The 17,209-nt window shown below is 41.8% G+C and carries 17 protein-coding genes; 12 read left to right on the forward strand and 5 right to left on the reverse strand.

Translation table 11 applies throughout. The features are described from left to right. Positions 1-637 precede the first annotated feature (637 nt). The 3 genes from ACYTXL_RS25285 to ACYTXL_RS25295 form a co-directional block, all read right to left on the reverse strand. Positions 638-1,087 carry an orange carotenoid protein N-terminal domain-containing protein gene (locus ACYTXL_RS25285; protein ID WP_461927104.1) on the reverse strand — a complete coding sequence of 150 codons (450 nt, stop codon included), beginning with the start codon at positions 1,085-1,087 and terminating at the stop codon, positions 638-640. Between the two features lie 821 nt (positions 1,088-1,908). Next, positions 1,909-2,400, reverse strand: a complete 492-nt coding sequence (locus ACYTXL_RS25290) for an orange carotenoid protein N-terminal domain-containing protein (RefSeq protein WP_461927105.1) — start codon at positions 2,398-2,400, stop codon at positions 1,909-1,911. Between the two features lie 377 nt (positions 2,401-2,777). Next, a complete protein-coding gene (locus tag ACYTXL_RS25295) occupies positions 2,778-3,176 on the reverse strand; it encodes a DUF6335 family protein (RefSeq protein WP_461927106.1) in 399 nt (132 codons plus the stop codon). 354 nt (positions 3,177-3,530) lie between these two features. Between ACYTXL_RS25295 and ACYTXL_RS25300 the strand changes: the two genes are divergently transcribed. From ACYTXL_RS25300 to ACYTXL_RS25320, 5 genes are all read left to right on the forward strand, one after another. Then, entirely contained in the window at positions 3,531-4,628 is a 1,098-nt protein-coding gene (locus tag ACYTXL_RS25300; RefSeq protein ID WP_461927107.1) for a DJ-1/PfpI/YhbO family deglycase/protease, read from the forward strand. Positions 4,629-4,746: 118 nt separating this feature from the next. Beyond that, on the forward strand, positions 4,747-5,445 hold the full coding sequence (locus tag ACYTXL_RS25305; RefSeq protein WP_461927108.1) for an SRPBCC family protein: 699 nt from the start codon (positions 4,747-4,749) through the stop codon (positions 5,443-5,445). Positions 5,446-5,747: 302 nt separating this feature from the next. Continuing rightward, positions 5,748-6,128 (forward strand): hypothetical protein, encoded by a 381-nt coding sequence (locus ACYTXL_RS25310; protein ID WP_461927109.1) that lies wholly within the window; start codon positions 5,748-5,750, stop codon positions 6,126-6,128. 180 nt (positions 6,129-6,308) lie between these two features. Continuing rightward, complete coding sequence (locus ACYTXL_RS25315; protein WP_461927110.1) at positions 6,309-7,478, forward strand: zinc-dependent alcohol dehydrogenase; 1,170 nt, start codon at positions 6,309-6,311, stop codon at positions 7,476-7,478. A 7-nt stretch (positions 7,479-7,485) separates the two neighbouring features. Continuing rightward, complete coding sequence (locus ACYTXL_RS25320) at positions 7,486-7,827, forward strand: cupin domain-containing protein (RefSeq protein ID WP_461927111.1); 342 nt, start codon at positions 7,486-7,488, stop codon at positions 7,825-7,827. A 311-nt stretch (positions 7,828-8,138) separates the two neighbouring features. On the opposite strand, the gene ACYTXL_RS25325 is transcribed toward ACYTXL_RS25320, so the two are convergent. Next, positions 8,139-9,371, reverse strand: a complete 1,233-nt coding sequence (locus ACYTXL_RS25325; protein WP_461927112.1) for a methionine gamma-lyase family protein — start codon at positions 9,369-9,371, stop codon at positions 8,139-8,141. Between the two features lie 87 nt (positions 9,372-9,458). Between ACYTXL_RS25325 and ACYTXL_RS25330 the strand changes: the two genes are divergently transcribed. The 6 genes from ACYTXL_RS25330 to ACYTXL_RS25355 all read left to right on the forward strand — a co-directional run bounded on the left by ACYTXL_RS25330 (position 9,459) and on the right by ACYTXL_RS25355 (position 15,849). Beyond that, a complete protein-coding gene (locus tag ACYTXL_RS25330; protein WP_461927120.1) occupies positions 9,459-10,280 on the forward strand; it encodes an acyl-CoA desaturase in 822 nt (273 codons plus the stop codon). 223 nt (positions 10,281-10,503) lie between these two features. Beyond that, positions 10,504-11,556 carry a fatty acid desaturase gene (locus ACYTXL_RS25335; RefSeq protein ID WP_461927113.1) on the forward strand — a complete coding sequence of 351 codons (1,053 nt, stop codon included), beginning with the start codon at positions 10,504-10,506 and terminating at the stop codon, positions 11,554-11,556. A gap of 217 nt (positions 11,557-11,773) precedes the next feature. Next, the gene (locus tag ACYTXL_RS25340) at positions 11,774-12,853 is read left to right on the forward strand and encodes a fatty acid desaturase (RefSeq protein ID WP_461927114.1); all 1,080 of its coding nucleotides are present in this window, start codon (positions 11,774-11,776) and stop codon (positions 12,851-12,853) included. A gap of 463 nt (positions 12,854-13,316) precedes the next feature. Beyond that, positions 13,317-14,015 (forward strand): LabA-like NYN domain-containing protein, encoded by a 699-nt coding sequence (locus ACYTXL_RS25345; RefSeq protein ID WP_461927115.1) that lies wholly within the window; start codon positions 13,317-13,319, stop codon positions 14,013-14,015. Positions 14,016-14,044: 29 nt separating this feature from the next. Next, positions 14,045-14,755 carry a response regulator gene (locus tag ACYTXL_RS25350; protein ID WP_461927116.1) on the forward strand — a complete coding sequence of 237 codons (711 nt, stop codon included), beginning with the start codon at positions 14,045-14,047 and terminating at the stop codon, positions 14,753-14,755. 5 nt (positions 14,756-14,760) lie between these two features. Continuing rightward, positions 14,761-15,849: a sensor histidine kinase gene (locus ACYTXL_RS25355; RefSeq protein ID WP_461927117.1), complete on the forward strand. Its 1,089-nt coding sequence runs from the start codon at positions 14,761-14,763 to the stop codon at positions 15,847-15,849. Between the two features lie 379 nt (positions 15,850-16,228). Here ACYTXL_RS25355 and ACYTXL_RS25360 read toward each other — a convergent pair whose 3' ends face one another. Next, positions 16,229-16,366 (reverse strand): hypothetical protein, encoded by a 138-nt coding sequence (locus ACYTXL_RS25360; RefSeq protein WP_461927118.1) that lies wholly within the window; start codon positions 16,364-16,366, stop codon positions 16,229-16,231. A 116-nt stretch (positions 16,367-16,482) separates the two neighbouring features. On the opposite strand from ACYTXL_RS25360, the gene ACYTXL_RS25365 reads away from it, so the two are divergent. Next, complete coding sequence (locus ACYTXL_RS25365) at positions 16,483-17,010, forward strand: hypothetical protein (RefSeq protein ID WP_461927119.1); 528 nt, start codon at positions 16,483-16,485, stop codon at positions 17,008-17,010. Positions 17,011-17,209 lie beyond the last annotated feature (199 nt).

Genomic DNA, 17,209 nt, shown 5'->3' on the forward strand with positions numbered 1-17,209 from the left:
AATATTTAAATGTGTGGCTATACTGATCCGTTTCGGCATAGTTCATAATTACACTCTTTACTTTTATCATAAGCGATTATGCGAACATGATATTATACCAATTCACACAAACCCTGATACATATAGATTTATCGTAGGGGCACAGCAATGCTCATTGGTGTCAACTTAAGAAAAAATCTGCTTTGAGAAGGCGCTTTGCCCTCATTCCCTAACCCCTTCTCCCAAGTTGGGAGAAGGGGAACTAGAGAATTTGCTCCCCTCTCCCAATTTTGGGAGAGGGGCTGGGGGTGAGGGCAAAACTCATACAGTCAGAAGATGTCAGCTGAAGTTGACACGCATGAGCTTTTTCTGTACCCATAGGGCGTGGTCTATTTACCTGAAAATTACTCAGGACTTACGCACTGAAAACTTGAAAGCTTGATCCCCCCTAGCCCACGCCACTTGCTCCACTTGGGGAGACCCTATCGCTTTTAGCGTCTCCCCTTGGGAGAAGACCGCAGTGGCTTCCCTTAAAAAGCGGGGAATCTTAAAGAGCCAACTTTTTAAGGGGGTCGGGGGATCTATAAATGCGTAAGTCCTATTACTGTAAAAATAAAGGTGAGGCATAGCCCCACCTCTCATTCTTGATTCAAAACTGTTACAGCACCCGCTTGAAGAAAGTCACTAAATCTTCAATGTTCGGTGTGTGAAGTAAATCTATTACTTCTGTGGCTTCTTCAGAAGGTATATAATCATTTGGTACAGCGATGATTGAAGTTTTTAAATTTTGGGCGAGCTGATACCAAAAAGCCAATTTATCGTCAGCGCTCATTGAAGCATACTCTTGAGTAGGAATTGCTGTTTCTCCTACTTCATCTGGGTTTAGCAACTGACGCAAAGCTAAAAGCTGTTCTGCTTGTGGTAGGTTTTGAATTTGTGCAACTAAAGTCGCACTCTTTTGATTTGGCACATCATTGAGAGCGATCGCTGGAATTGCATCACCAATTTCACTATACAGTAACTCTAGAACCGTCAAGCGATCGTCGATATCCAAACTCTGAAATTTTGATACACTTTGTTCTAAAAAATTGACGTTCGTAGAAGTCATAAACACCTCAAAGTAATTAACTAAAAATTATCGAGTGAAAATTGTAATCCTGCCTTGAGCCAGTTCGACTATTGCTTTGCTTGAAAATAGAACCAGGGAACATCACTTCATTTTGGTAAATCTGTTCTGCTGGTAACAATTAACGCAAAACAAATAGCTCTCATTTTAGGTATCAGCCATGAACTTTTATTAATTAAATTTGCCGGAATTTGTGTTAGTAATGTACCTATTACATTAGTGAGTATTGTATCATAACTGAAGTATTAAAATAATTTGTAATACTCGCCATTCGCGTAGCGTCTCGTAGAGAAGGCGAGAAGCAAGCTACGTAATTCGTAATTAAGTTTTTTAAAACGGATTTATACCCCCCCACAAAAGTTGCCACGACTCGACTGAGCGCTCGCCGAACGTCTTATTAGAAGCTCAAGCAACTTCAACCCCCAGAGTTTGTTAAATAACTCTGAAGACTGTTTGCGATCGCCTCTATTTTAAGTATTAAAAACTGAGACATATTTATCAGCGATAATACTATAATAAATTATGGTAAATTAGTTACATTTTTGTGTTTACTTATCAACAAAAAATAAAGACACCAGTCATCAAAATTTAGCTTCATATTAAGTGACTGGCGGATATAGCAAACTTGAAGAAAATTTCTCTTGAAGGCGACGCTGCGTATAGCAGGGAAGACTTGCTAACGCAACGCTAATACCAATCACCTAGTTGGGAAAATCTGCTGGAGAGTCAAGAAATTCTAATTTGGGAATCCTTCTACTACAACCTAACTAAATTGCTATAGCAGACTAAAAAGTTCCGAATTGCTAAATTCCAGCACCTGCTTTTGCTTCAGCACCCATTGGCGAAACATAATCACGGAAAAGAGTAATCTGTTGTTCAAATTCTAATCCTTGAATTCTGCCAAACAATGCTTTAGATTCTGAGGAAAGTTGATAATCATCAGGTATAGGAATTATTGTGCCATTTTCCATCCCTTGAGATAATCGATACCAAAACAGTAGCTTGGTGGTATCACCCAAAGAGCCATATTCACGAGAAATTAGGGTATCGACTTTATTAATCAAATCACGCTGAACTTGTAATTGTTGTTCGTGAGATAATTCCTTAACTTGATTAAATAAACCTTCAGCTATTTCTGGCGAGGCAGTGCTAGCACCAGGGGCGGCTGGAGTAATTGAACCCCCGATTTCTTTGTAAATGAACCAAAACAAAGCCAGTTGTTGATCTACATCCAACTTTTGCCAAGCTTGAACATGTTGATGAATAGTTGGATCGTTAGTTTGCGTGTATGTCATTATTAACTCCAATTGCAATTTATCAGTATTATTAACAACGTTATCAAATTTACATTTGCCATTTTACCCTACTGAAGACAGATGTATTAGAATCATAAAGAAGAACAATAAGAAACAGAATATAAATCGGTTGGCATATAGTCCTGCATTTAAAGGATTACAGTTAGATAAGCACCTGACATCAAAAACCAAAATCATGTTTGCCAAGGTGAAGAAGTTGGCAATTGGAATACTACAAGGTTAAGAGATTTTCAGGAAGTATTTCGGTGGATAGATGTTAATTTTAATGTGACAGTGCTTTTATAAGCACTGTCCAAGTCAGCGAGATTAATTTGTGAATAATTACAGTAGGAATACGGCTTCTGGTTTTATTTAGCTTATTCTCGCCGAGCTTGATAATCTTCAGAAGACTTTGGATCTAACTCCCAGCGATCGCCGTCACGTTCCTCTAAAATATCGTTAGTATGCAGAAACTCCGAGTCAGCCATTTCTAGCCCTACGGCTGCTTCTAGCTCCTCAGTTACATTTTGCTCGGGAGTGGAAGTACTACCACCAACAGCTTCATCCCCAACTGCATCTGCATCTTGCCAATAAGTATCAACATCCCCAATAGTGAGTTCAGGACTAGTTTCTGTGTACTCCTGTGTTTCTGCTCCCGTTGAGCGCCCACCAATATTGTATCCCGACAAGTCTTTCACACCAGTACCGTAGGATTCGGTAATCTCTTGTGGCAAATCATTGGTTTTAATTTCGTCATGATGATTTTTTTCTGCCATGATACTAGCCCTTCTCTGCATTTTCACAATAACGTTTTCCTGTCAAGAATTTGTCTAACTAGAGAGGTATAGCTTTAGAAATAAAATAATCTATCCCCTTGGAACGAAGCATAACTAGCGATCGCGTCATACTATTGGAGAAATCATGAACAAAAAACTTCTAGTTCAAGTTTTTAGTTAGGAGTTAAGGGTAATCAAACCGAAATTATTCATTAACCAACTTTTTACTCATAACTATTTTTTATCATTGAGCAACAATCCAATTTTTTAGCAAAAAATTCTGGCTGTTTAACTGTCCTAATCGATGACTATTGTAGCTAGTTAAATACTAGAAATAAACAGGTAATACCATTTATGACTGACCATAACAATCATTCCAGTAATAAAAAAGTTGCCATCCTCATTGAACAGGGAGTAGAGGATGCAGAATTTACAGTTCCTTATAATGGACTAAAACAAGCAGGAATAGAGGTAGTAGTCCTGGGTTCCCGAATGAATGAAAAATATAAGGGTAAACACGGCAAACTCAGCGTACAAGCCGATGGTACTACAACAGAAGCGATCGCAGCCGAGTTCGATGCGGTAGTGATTCCTGGGGGGATGGCTCCCGATCAAATGCGGCGGAACCTTAACACAGTAAGCTTTGTACAAGATGCTATACAACAAGGAAAATTGGTAGCTGCGGTTTGCCACGGACCACAACTTTTGATTGAAGGCGACTTACTCAAAGGTAAACAAATTACTGGCTTTAGCGCTATTGCCAAGGACATCATTAACGCTGGTGCAAATTATCTAGATGAGCCATTGGTAGTTGACGGGAATTTGATTACATCTCGTGAACCCGGAGACTTGGCAATTTTCACCACCGCTATTTTAAGCCGTTTGGGTTATGGTGGCAAAGATGCTGCATTACCAAATGAGAAAGACACAAGTGCCGAATGGTGGAAGCTCGCCGATGCTTGGGGTGGCTCAACCAAAGGTGATCTCAGCAAAGGTTTAAATACTGCCCTTAGTGGTGAACGTTATTCGTTAGAAGCATTTGAGAAGTACTTGGAAAAGGAATCAGATAGCGAAGGAAAATCAGTCTTTCAAGAAATCATTGCTAATAAACAGCGCCACATTCAAAAATTAGAAAACTATCTCCATCTATTGGGCGAAAAACCCTCTTTAGCGGCAAATATTGCCAATCAGTATGCCAAGGTAAAAACTGCCTTCACCGGAAGTGATGACATCTATCAGTTACGTTCGGCTTTGGGGGATGTGCAAACTGGTATCGGCGATATTGGCAATTTGTGTGCAATGTACACTGACCCGGTAACAACTGCTATTTTTAAAGAAATTTACCAGGATTTATTGAAATCCGAACAACGATTGGTAAAAGTATATCGGGCGCGGATAGGCACTCAGATTCAGCCTCCTAAGCCGACTACAGGCGCTTCTGTGTCAATGTAAAGATTTTTTGAACATAACCAGAGCTATGGGTAGCGTCTGGTAGAGAATAAGACACAGATATAAAGAAGAAATTATTTGTGCGTGTGTGGTTAATTTAATTTGATGGAGAACTAAAAAAGTGGCTTCAACATCAGGGGATAAACTAAATACAGGTCAGCCTGAAGCTAGTGAAGTAGAGCGTTGGTCATCTCTAATTGGTGGCGGTGCTATGGTGCTGATGGGTTTAAAGCAAGGTTCTTTACGGGGAGTCCTGACAGCTTTAGCTGGTGGCGGTTTGATCTATCAAGGTGCAACTAAACAAAGCACAATCGAGCAAGCGCAGTCAGCAATAGGTATAAACCAACCTATCAAAGTTGAAAAGACGGTAACGATTAATAAACCAGCAGATGAACTGTATCGTTATTGGCACAACTTTGAGAATTTGCCCACATTTATGAAGCATCTCAAATCTGTAAAGGTGTATGACCAAAAACGTTCTCACTGGATTGCGAATGCACCCTTGGGTAACAGCGTAGAATGGGATGCAGAAATTCTGGAAGACCGGGAAAATGAGTTTATTTCTTGGGCTTCTGTAGAAGGTGCAGACGTTGATAATTCTGGTTTTGTCCGTTTCCAAAAGGCACCAGGCGATCGCGGTACGGAAGTCAAGATTGTCTTGGAGTATAACCCGCCGGGTGGGATATTGGGGGCTACTGTAGCTAAACTTTTCGGTAAAGAACCAGAACAACAAATTGGTGATGAACTGCGCCGCTTCAAGATGCTAATGGAAGCAGGCGAAATTGCCACTACCGAAGGTCAATCAAGGGGAAGTAAGTAGTTATTCCCCCAATGACGCCAGATGATGGGTATTAAAAAAGCGATCGTTATTGATCGCTTTCCTGAACGTCTGGAAATGGCGAAAAAGTTTGCCAAAATTCATTAACAACGAATAAGTTAATGCTGGCGAAGCGTTGAAAGATATGACTCGTGGTCGTTGGCTTTAGAACAAGCAAGCCACGGCTACCAGATTTTTCAATAAAAAAAGGATAACTACATCAAAGTTGTTCTTAAACCCTGAAAGATGAATAATCATTCAGTCTTTTGAATCGTACACCCAACATAATGCAATTGAGGCTTTTTATGAATCGAGTAATTTCATCGCTGCGAAATATTCGTATTTCCCAAATCCTTGTAGTTTTCCTCGTAGGATTTATGTTTTTACTGGGTCAAGCTTTTAGCTACGCTAATGTAGCCCAAGCTGAAACTGTTAAAACTCCAGAGGGTATTTATTACAAAGGAACACCACACGAAGGTTCAATTAGAAATGATACCCAAATCAGCAATACCAAGAATAAATTAAAAGGCGCTGTTGATAATATCCGCGAAAAGCTAAACTTGGATGAAGAAACTCCTGAAGCTACAAAAGAGTTTTTTGATCCTGCAAAAAACAAGGCAGGAGACAAAGCTCGGTCATTGAATGGAGATAAAGAGGGTTATTACCATAATGCTCCAAGGAAGTAACTGAGACATAGAAGCTAGACTTTTACCAAGTTTTGAGTCTAAATTTCTGAGTCATACATTGTCGAACCAGATTTGAGTAGTTACCGAGACGCGATAATTATCGCGTCTCCCGCTTAAGAGAAATACTGGATTCATCTTGATATTAAAGAGCCATAAATCATAACTAAGGACGAAATAATTATGAAAGCAGTTTGCTGGCATGGAGCAAACGATGTGCGGGTAGAAACAGTTCCTGACCCCAAAATTATCAACCCACGCGATGCCATTATTAAAATTACTTCCACGGCAATTTGTGGTTCTGATTTGCATCTTTACAACGGCTTCATCCCCTCAATGGAAAAGGGCGACATCCTGGGTCATGAATTCATGGGGGAAGTTGTAGAACTGGGAAGTGCAGTTAAAAATGTGAAAGTAGGCGAGCGCGTAGTTGTTCCTTTTACCATCTCCTGCGGCAATTGTTTTTTCTGCAATCGGGATTTATCCTCACTGTGCGACAACTCTAACCCCAACGCTTGGTTAGTAGAAAAGCAAATGGGCTATTCGCCATCAGGTCTATTTGGCTACTCTCATTTATTCGGCGGTTATGCCGGTGGTCAAGCAGAGTATGCACGAGTACCATTTGCCGATGTCGGCTTGTTCAAAATTCCCGATGGTTTGACGGATGAGCAAGTGCTATTTCTAACAGATATTTTCCCCACTGGCTATATGGCAGCCGAAAACTGCAATATCCAACCTGGTGATATTGTCGCCGTTTGGGGTTGTGGCCCAGTCGGACAATTTGCGATTAAAAGTGCATTTCTTCTTGGTGCAGAACGTGTCATTGCGATTGATCGCGTTCCCGAACGTCTACAAATGGCTAAAGAACAGGGCAAAGCTGAAGTCCTTAACTACGAAGAAGGGGATGTTGGCGAAGCACTCAAAGAAATGACTGGCGGTCGTGGCCCTGATGCTTGCATTGATGCAGTGGGAATGGAAGCCCACGGTACAGATTTCATGGCCTTATATGACCAAGTAAAACAAGCGGTGCGTCTAGAAACAGATCGCCCAACAGCATTACGGCAAGTAATTGTTTCTTGTCGTAAAGGTGGTCACGTATCAATTCCGGGTGTGTACGGTGGCTTTATAGACAAAATGCCGATGGGTGCTGCTATGAACAAGGGCTTAACCTTGAAAATGGGACAAACGCACGTCCACAAGTATCTAAAACCTTTGCTAGAACACGTTCAAAAAGGTGAAATTGATCCAACATTTATCATCACCCACACGTTACCTTTAGAACAAGCGCCCCACGGCTACGAAATTTTTAAGGACAAGAAAGATAACTGCATCAAAGTTGTACTCAAACCCTAATTTAATTATGAGCGACACCAGCGTTACGAAAATAGATTCTACCAATTCCCCTAAAGGTAAACTCGGTCAAAAATATCTAGCTTCTGGCAAAAATGTTGCCCTGCGTCTTTGGGAAGACGAACAACCAAACGAAGACAAAGAGCCAAGTTCGCGCGACTATGAAACAGTTGGTTATGTAATTAATGGTCGTGCCCAATTGCACATTGAAGGGCAAGTGATTTTACTAGAGCCTGGGAGTTCTTGGGTTGTGCCCAAAGGAGCCAGCCACACCTACAAAATCCTGGAACCATTCACGGCTGTTGAAGCAACCAGTCCCCCGGCTCAAGTTCACGGACGCCATGAAAACTGATTTGCAGTTATCTGAAATTTTGCGAACGCTAAAAACTTCTAGCCGCTTTCAATTGCATAGAATATAGAGCGTTAGTATTATTCATCTTGTGGGGTGGGCAGGAAAGCCCGCGCTGAATATGGGACGGGTGTTCGCGTAGCAGCACGTAGTGCGGACGCCCATCCCACCAGAAAATTTGGGATGTTTTTTTATTTGTCAGTCCCAAAGGAGAAACAAGAATCACCTTGCACTTGTGACAATATAAATAATCCGATCGCACATGATTAATTTCTCAATAAAGCTCATGCGGTGCAGAATATGTGCTATGATTTCTAGCCAAAACTTCCGATCGCATCGATCGCAGCCTCCAATGCGATCGCCACATGAGTCCAATGAGTCCCCCCCTGGCAATAAACCACATACGGCTCACGCAAAGGCCCATCTGCTGATAATTCCAAAGTACTCCCTTCAATAAATGTTCCCCCAGCCATGACTACCAGGCTCTCATACCCCGGCATTTCATCTGGAATAGGGTTTAAGTAGGAACCGATGGGAGAATGCTGTTGTATGGCTTTACAGAAAGCAATTAGCTTTTCGGCAGAACCGAGTTTGATTGCCTGAATTACATCCCCACGGGGAGCCAGGGGAGCAGGATTAACTGGATAACCGAGTTTGTCAAATACATAACCAGTAATATAAGTCCCTTTCATCGCCTCTCCGACCATTTGCGGAGCCAGAAATAGTCCTTGGAACAGGAGGCGATTTTGGTCAAAAGTAGCACCGCCATAGCTACCGATACCGGGAGCAGTCAGGCGACAGGCGGACGCTTCTACTAAGTCGGCGCGACCGGCGACATAACCGCCAGCGCTGACAATAGTGCCACCAGGATTTTTAATCAATGATCCTGCGATTAAATCAGCACCTACGGCTGTCGGTTCCCTGGTTTCAATAAATTCGCCGTAGCAGTTATCCACAAAGCAAACGGTGTTCGGGTTTTGTTGTTTGACTAAGTGGACGATTTTTTCAATATCAGCAATTGATAAACTCGGACGCCAAGAATAGCCACAAGAACGCTGAATTAACACTAAACGCGTGTTTTCAGCCACACTACTACTTAAAGCTTGCCAATCTATAGTTCCTTGGGGAGTTAGCTCCAATTGGCGGTAATTTATGCCAAACTCGATAAGGGAGCCTTGACCTTGACCTCGTAAACCAATGACTTCTTCAAGCGTATCGTAGGGAGAACCAACTACTGCTAACATTTCATCTCCAGGACGGAGGACACCAAACAAAGCACAAGCGATCGCATGAGTTCCCGAAACAAACTGCACTCGCACCGCCGCAGCTTCGGCATCCATAACTTCGGCAAAAACTTTATCTAAAGTTTCTCGTCCTAAATCATCATGACCGTAGCCACTTACACCAGCAAAGTGGTGTGCCCCCACACGGTGATTACGAAACGCATCCAGGACTCGTTTTAGATTATGCTTAACCTGAGTGTCAATTCCAGAAAAAATTTCTAATAGTGCCTGTTCTGCTTGCCGCAGCTGTTCTAAGCTGTTCATCAGTTCCTCGTTCCAAAAAAAATTATAGATATGCGGATTTTTAGATCCCACAGACTAGGCTGGAAAATTCTTTCTTTAGGTGACTGCATGACAATTGCTACTTCAACAAAACCTCAAATTAACTGGGTTAATACCCTATTTCTCATTGGACTGCATATCGGCGCTTTGTTTGCTTTTGTTCCTGGTAACTTTAGCTGGACGGCAGTTGGTGTGGGTTTGTTGCTGTACTGGGTGACTGGTGGTTTAGGCGTGACTCTGGGATTTCACCGCCTTGTTACCCACCGCAGTTTTCAAACTCCCAAGTGGTTAGAATATCTCCTAATTTTCTTCGGGACACTCTCCTGTCAAGGAGGCCCAATTGAGTGGATAGGAACACATCGCATTCATCATTTGCACTCCGATACTGACGCAGATCCCCATGATTCTAATAAAGGCTTCTGGTGGAGCCACATGGATTGGCTGCTTCACTATTGTCCCGCTCACACTGAAATTCCTCGTTTCACCAAAGACATTGCCGAAGACCCATTTTATCAGTTTTTAGAAAAATATTTCATTTTGATCCAAGTTGCTCTGGGTGTGTTGCTTTTGGTTCTGGGTGGCTGGCCGTTCGTTTTTTGGGGGATTTTTGTTCGCCTTGTCTGGGTTTACCACTGTACTTGGTTGGTGAACAGCGCTACTCATAAATTTGGCTATCAGAGCTATGATTCTGGTGATAAATCAGCTAATTGCTGGTGGGTAGCCGTACTAGTTTTCGGTGAAGGCTGGCACAATAACCATCATGCCTTTCAATACTCAGCTCGTCATGGGCTGGAATGGTGGGAAATCGATTTAACTTGGATGACTGTTCAATTGCTACAAGCAGTTGGTCTGGCTACTAATGTGAAGTTGGCCCCAACAAAAATTAGTTAGGAGTTAGGAGAGACGCGACGCCAGTCGCTACAACGGGGGTTTCCCCCGCAACGCGCTGGCTCATTAATCGCGTCTGTACAGGAGTTAGGCTTTTCAAAAGTCTATTTACGGGTGCGCTTGTGTCGCTTAGATTGCTATAATCCGAAGCGCTAATGTGAAGAATCTTTGAGGCAAGTTGCTTTTTGGCGACTTGGTGGAGGAGTTTTTTGTTTTTCAGGTGTTCATGACTACATCAATAATTAACAGCCAGAAAGTAAGTGACGAGCCTAGTAATTCCGACCTAAGGCTCAAAGATATTGTCAAAACCCTGCCAGGGGAATGTTTTCAGCAGAACCGTCGCAAAGCTTGGACACAAGTAATAATTAGTGTCTTGGCAGTTGCCTTGGGCTACTACAGCCTAAGCATCACTCCTTGGTTTCTTTTGCCCCTAGCTTGGATTTTTACGGGCACTGCTTTAACAGGTTTTTTTGTAATTGCCCATGATTGTGGTCACAGGTCTTTTGCCAAACGTCGTTGGGTAAACGATTTGGTGGGGCATTTCTTCATGATGCCGTTAATTTACCCCTTTCATAGTTGGCGCATTAAGCATAATTATCACCATACTCATACCAATAAACTGGATGAGGACAACGCTTGGCATCCAATCAGACCAGAAGTGTTTGAAAATTGGGATCAAATCCGACAGTCTGCTTTTGAACTGTTCATGCGTAAACGCCTCTGGTGGGTAGGTTCCATTGGACATTGGGCTGTGGTGCATTTTGATTGGCGGAACTTCAAAACTAAAGACCAATCGAGTATCAAGCTTTCTGTGGCTGTAGTAGTTGTGTTTGCAGCGATCGCTTTCCCGATTCTGATCGCCACAACTGGGATCTGGGGATTTGTCAAGTTTTGGCTAGTACCCTGGATGATTTACCATTTTTGGATGAGTACTTTTACTATTGTTCACCATACTTCCGCAGATGTTCCTTTTTTGATAGCAAACAAGTGGAATGAAGGTCTAGCACAGCTATTTGGCACTATCCATTGCGATTATCCGCGTTGGGTAGAAATCCTCTGCCACGATATCAATGTTCATGTCCCTCATCATATTTCCACTGCTATTCCTTCTTATAATTTGCGGCTAGCTTACAGCAGCATCAAAGAAAATTGGCAGCCTTATCTGCATGATGAATCCCAGTTTTCTTGGTCTTTAATGAAGCAGATTACAGACCAGTGTCAACTGTACACAACTGATGTTGGCTATAAGACTTTCAAGGAATATTACACAGAGCAATAAATAGCGCTGTGATTACACTCACGCTCTTGAACCAACGAGAGCGTTTATTATGCTGTGTTTAAATAGAATCTGGCAATTGTTCACTGACTAAAATTTGAGGTAAATTGCCAGATTTTATCCTCTTGGATGTTAGCGAGCGCTATTGTCGTGGGCATCATAGAGGTGAGATGATCTTCTCTCAAATAAAGTTCCGATTTATATCTAACAAAAGAATCCAGTGCAATCAAATACCATCACGTTCAACAATCCTCCTGGCTGTGAAACGTCTGAGGATGCAACTAAATTACCTTTCACTCTTCAGGATTTAAAAGCTGCCATTCCTGCTGAATGCTTTCAGCCGAATCTGACAAAATCACTTTTTTACTTCTTTCGTGATATCTTGATTATCGGTCTGCTTTATGCAGTAGCTTATTACCTGGATTCTTGGCTTTTCTTCCCGATTTTCTGGTTAATGCAAGGAACGATGTTTTGGGCTTTGTTTGTAGTCGGACATGACTGCGGACACCAATCTTTTTCTAAGCATAAATGGCTCAATGATTTGATTGGACATCTTTCTCATACACCAATACTTGTTCCTTATCATGGTTGGCGGATTAGTCACAGAACTCATCATAAAAATACTGGCAATATCGACAATGATGAAAGCTGGTATCCTGTGACAGAATCACAATACAAGGAGATGCCTTTATCCCAAAAGATAGTCAGATATTATGTTTTTCTATTGGCTTATCCTCTGTACTTGTTTAAGCGTTCTCCTAATAAGGAAGGCTCCCACTTTTTACCGAGCAGTTCGCTTTTCAAACCCTCAGAAAAATGGGATATAATCACTAGTACTGTACTTTTGATTGGCATGGTAGGTTTGCTCGGTTTCCTCACCTACCAATGGGGTTGGATGTGGTTATTGAAATATTACGCTGCGCCTTACATTGTGTTCGTAATTTGGCTAGATTTGGTGACATTCCTGCACCACACTGAGCCAGAGCTTCCTTGGTATCGGGGAGAAGATTGGACTTTCCTCAAAGGCGCAATTTCTAGCATTGACCGTAATTATGGTTTGATCAATCATATCCATCATGATATCGGTACTCATGTTGCTCACCATATATTCCTTAACATCCCTCACTACAACTTGCTGAAGGCAACTCAGGCAATAAAACCAGTGATGGGTGAGTATTTCCACAAATCGGAGGAACCCATTTGGAAGTCATTATGGAATTCATCTATCAGCTGCCATTTTGTAGCTGATACTGGTAGTAAGGTTTACTACACATCTCAGAATAAGTTAGCTAAAGGTTAAGATTCAGATTCCCGGCTTGTTTAAAAAGTCGGGAATCTTGCATTTTTGTCAATGCTTTGTGACCAGTTAGCTTTTGAGGGGCGTTGGCGTAGCCCGCCGCAGGCATCGCTACATGATTAGTGCTTCTAACTCTCTCAGTATTTGAGCGTCCTTAGCCTGGTGTAAAATAAAAATAGATAGATGACGTTCGCGGATTCTTGACCCTAGCCTTACAAAAAGATTTACTTTATCTAAACTTTTGCTGTCTCGGTGGATAAAGATTAACATATTTGTGGGCAGAGGCAATATTTCGTTAAACGCGGAAAACCCTTTGGCTGTCTACTTTCAACCCTATTGAGCGCCAGTTAAGTTTATCTGCGTATCGTGACTTAAGACCATTACCTGCTAGTGTTATAAATTAGCACAGACTATACTATAGACAATTTACCAAAAAATGTTTCCAGTTTTAAAATCAGAGGTATCAATGATTATAACTAATTTTAGCAAACATAGAAATGAATTTAAGGAAACTAAAGTACTCAAAACTAAACCCCATTGGCAAGGGCAAAATTTGAGCGATACTGCTGTCAAAGGTAAAGATACTAAGAAGATGCAAGATACTGCACCTGATAGTTCGATTTTCAATAGATTCAATCGTGGTCGAGTTGCTATTTTTATTGATGGCTTAAACCTATTTCATACAGCTTTACAACTCGGCATAGAAATTGACTATGTTAAATTGCTTTGTCATTTAACAAATGGTTCAAGACTGTTACGTGCTTTCTTCTATACTGGGGTTGATATTAGCAATGAAAAACAACAGGGTTTTCTATTGTGGATGCGTCGTAATGGTTATCGTGTCGTAGCAAAAGAGCTTGTTCTGCCAGCAGAGAATTTCAAAAAATCAAATCTGAACGTAGAAATTGCTGTAGATATGATCACTTTAGCTCCTTATTATGATACTGCGGTTTTAGTCAGTGGGGATGGAGATTTAGCCTATGCTGTAAACGCTGTCAGTAGAATGGGAGTTCGAGTGGAAGTGGTGAGTCTGCAAACGACGACTAGCGAAAGCTTGATTGATGTTGCTGACTGCTTCATTGACCTCGATAGTATTAAAGCACACATTCAAAAAGATTCTCATCTTGGCTATAGTTATCGCACGTCGTCAAATTCAAATCTTTAATCTGCGTATTTTGCTCGGTCTTAATTGAAATGGATATTTTAATAGTTGAAGATGAACCAGAAATTGCTCATTTAATCGAACTCTCTTTAGAAAAAGAAGGATTTTCTTGTCGCACTAGCCGGGATGGGATGAATGCTTTGCAGATGTTTCAGGAGCAACCACCTGATTTAATCATTCTAGATTTAATGATTCCTGGTTTGGATGGGTTAGAAGTTTGTGCCAGAATTCGTCAGAAAGCAGGTGCAAAAGATCCTTATATTTTGATGCTTACGGCTAAGGGTGAGGAAATCGATCGCGTCATTGGTCTATCTACTGGTGCTGATGATTACATGGTAAAACCCTTTAGCCCCAGAGAGTTGATAGCTAGGGTGCGGGCACTATTGCGGCGTAGTCTCCGCCAAGGGGGACAAAATCAAGTCAATCGTACCCAACACTTTATTGTCGATGTAGATCAGCGCACTGCTAGTCGTCAGCTGAATTCTCAGAAAGTTGAAATTTTGGATTTAACTACCCTAGAATTTAACTTGCTAACCACCTTTGTCAGCAATCCTGGTCGAGTTTGGAACCGCACTCAACTAATTGATAAACTTTGGGGAGATAACTTTTTTGGCGATGAACGAGTGGTGGATACTCATGTAGCTCGGTTGCGAAAAAAGATTGAGCCTGATCCGGCAAATCCGACTTTTGTTAAAACTGTTGTTGGGGTTGGCTATAAATTTGAAGATCCTCTGCTGGCGTAAATGTTATGAAGATGGGGCTAAGAACGCGCCTATTTTTCTCCCACTTAGTAGTAATGCTCGTGGGGGTAGCTAGTCTGGTGAGCATCAGCAAAATCTCTTCTCCCCGCTTGTTTGTCTTGCATTTGGAACGATTAGAAAATCAGGGGTTCGACTTAATTGATGTCCGTACTGAATTGGTTGCAGGATTTGAACTTGCTTGGCAGCGAAGCACTATTTGGTCAGTCTTAGTTGGCACCACCGCCGCCGGAGGATTGAGTTACTGGGTGTCCAGCCGGATTATGCAGCGATTGACCCAGATGGAACAAATCACCCAAAAATTTGCTGCTGGTCAGATGGATGCACGACTACCTGTGTCTGACATTCCCGAACTCAGTGGGCTGAGTACTAGTTTCAACCGGATGGCAGCTAGTTTAGAAGGAGTAGAAGCGCGGCGGCGAGAAGTGATTGGAGACATGACACATGAACTACGAACACCGTTAACAGTGGTGCGCGGTTACTTGGAAGAACTCGCTGATGGGGAAATTGAAGCGTCTCCTGAAATTTATCGGCGTTTAGCTAGAGAAACTAGGCGTTTAGAGCAGTTGGTGAACGATTTACAAGAATTGTCTAAGGCGGAAGCTGGTTATCTGCCAATTAATATCCAACGGGTAAATCTGCGTCCGTTGTTAGAGTCATTAGTGGAGAAATTTACTGACCAACTGTTAGAAGATGGGCCAGTTCTGTTCTTACAATGTCCATCTGTGCTACCTCCTGTATTGGCAGATATTGACCGCACAGAACAGGTGTTGGTTAATCTGCTAGGTAATGCAGTGCATTATACTAATGAAGGTGCAATTAGCATTGATGTTGAGACTGAAGCTTCTCTTCTCTGGATCGCAGTTATAGATACAGGTATTGGTATCGCTCCAGAAAATTTGCCCCATGTGTTTGAGCGTTTCTGGCGAGCTGACCAATCGCGCGATCGCCATTCGGGAGGCACTGGTATTGGCTTAACTATTTCCCATCGCTTGATTGAACTACAAGGCGGTCAGATTCAGGTAGAAAGCGAATTGGGTGTTGGTAGTACGTTTCGGTTTTTTCTGCCTTTGGCTTGAATTGAGTCAAAACCTTTGAGATACAAGGGATTGACATAAACTAGTCACGGCTGTGTCATACCCAATTGCTAAGTTGAAAGTATCCGAAATCTTATTTTTTTGATGGATGTCGAGATTTTGGAAATGCATAGAGTATAACATTATGTCTACTTTTATCCTGGCTGTTTTTTTGGTTGGTTTAGTCAGTGTTTCGGGTTACGCTGCGATCGCTTACCTGTTCCCTCGAAATGGTTCCCAAGACTGACCAAATAACAATTCAAAAATAGGAATTTTGATCGATTGCAATGTAGTGTGATACAAACCGTTTCAATCTCTAATAGGTATTTTGATGGATTGCAATTCGCAGGATGGAAATATTTAGGCGCTGAAACTTTACGTTTCAATCCTTAATAGATATCTCCGAAAAATGCCAATACCACTCTGTGAGGCAATTCCAACAAGCGATCGCCAATTGCAAACCTGAGCCAGTTTCAACGCCAAAATAAGGATTTGAGGCGCGGTGGATAATACCGCCCATCGACTCTAACAGGGTTAGTCATTAATCAAATTAAACATACATTTTCTTCAAAAACCGCTTTCAGCTAATTGTATAAAGTTTACATTATATATAAGCGCGAATTAACCTCAAAGCCTATGATGAAACAATTAAAGCAAGCTTTTCCGGCTATTCTAATGATGTTGGGTGTTATTGGCTCTGTAGCACTCGTTTCAAAAATAAGTTTTGCTATGACTAGACTGGCGCAAAACAATGAGCAGCAAATACCAGAAACAAAGCCACCTTTACCTAGTAAATACAGCGATAACTCAAATAAGCTTGATAGCGAACTGAAGCTCAAAACGCAAGATGACGTAACCAAGCTTTTAGGCAATCGGAAAATTAAAGAAATTAAATTCCTAAAGTGGAAAGATGCTAAACCACCAAAAGAAGATAATCCTAATATCGACGGCAACCGTAAGGTTTGGAAAGTTACAGATGATTATGTAGGCGGCATCGACTTTGACAGTGGGCGTTGTAAATCAAATGCCAAGTTGACTCAAGTGCTGGATGCTGAGACTGGTGATAATCTGATGCTTGAAGTACGTTGCCCTAAAGGTAGCTTTGAGTCTAGTCATCCTAAGCCTACTGCTGAAGAGTTAAGGATATTGGAAAACTCTAGGTAATTATTCCCGCAGGTTAGCAACGCGGAGGTTAACGCATAGGCGCTTCTCTACGAGACGCTACGCGAACGCCTTCCCGCAGGGTAGGAACGCAGAGTAAAAACTAATGGGATTAAAATCGCTGACCTGTGGTAACTTCAAATCTAACTTCTCCTTGGTCGCTAATTCCGAAGTCGCCTCGAATCAGCCCAAAGGGTGACTT

This window comes from Nostoc sp. (assembly GCF_054880495.1).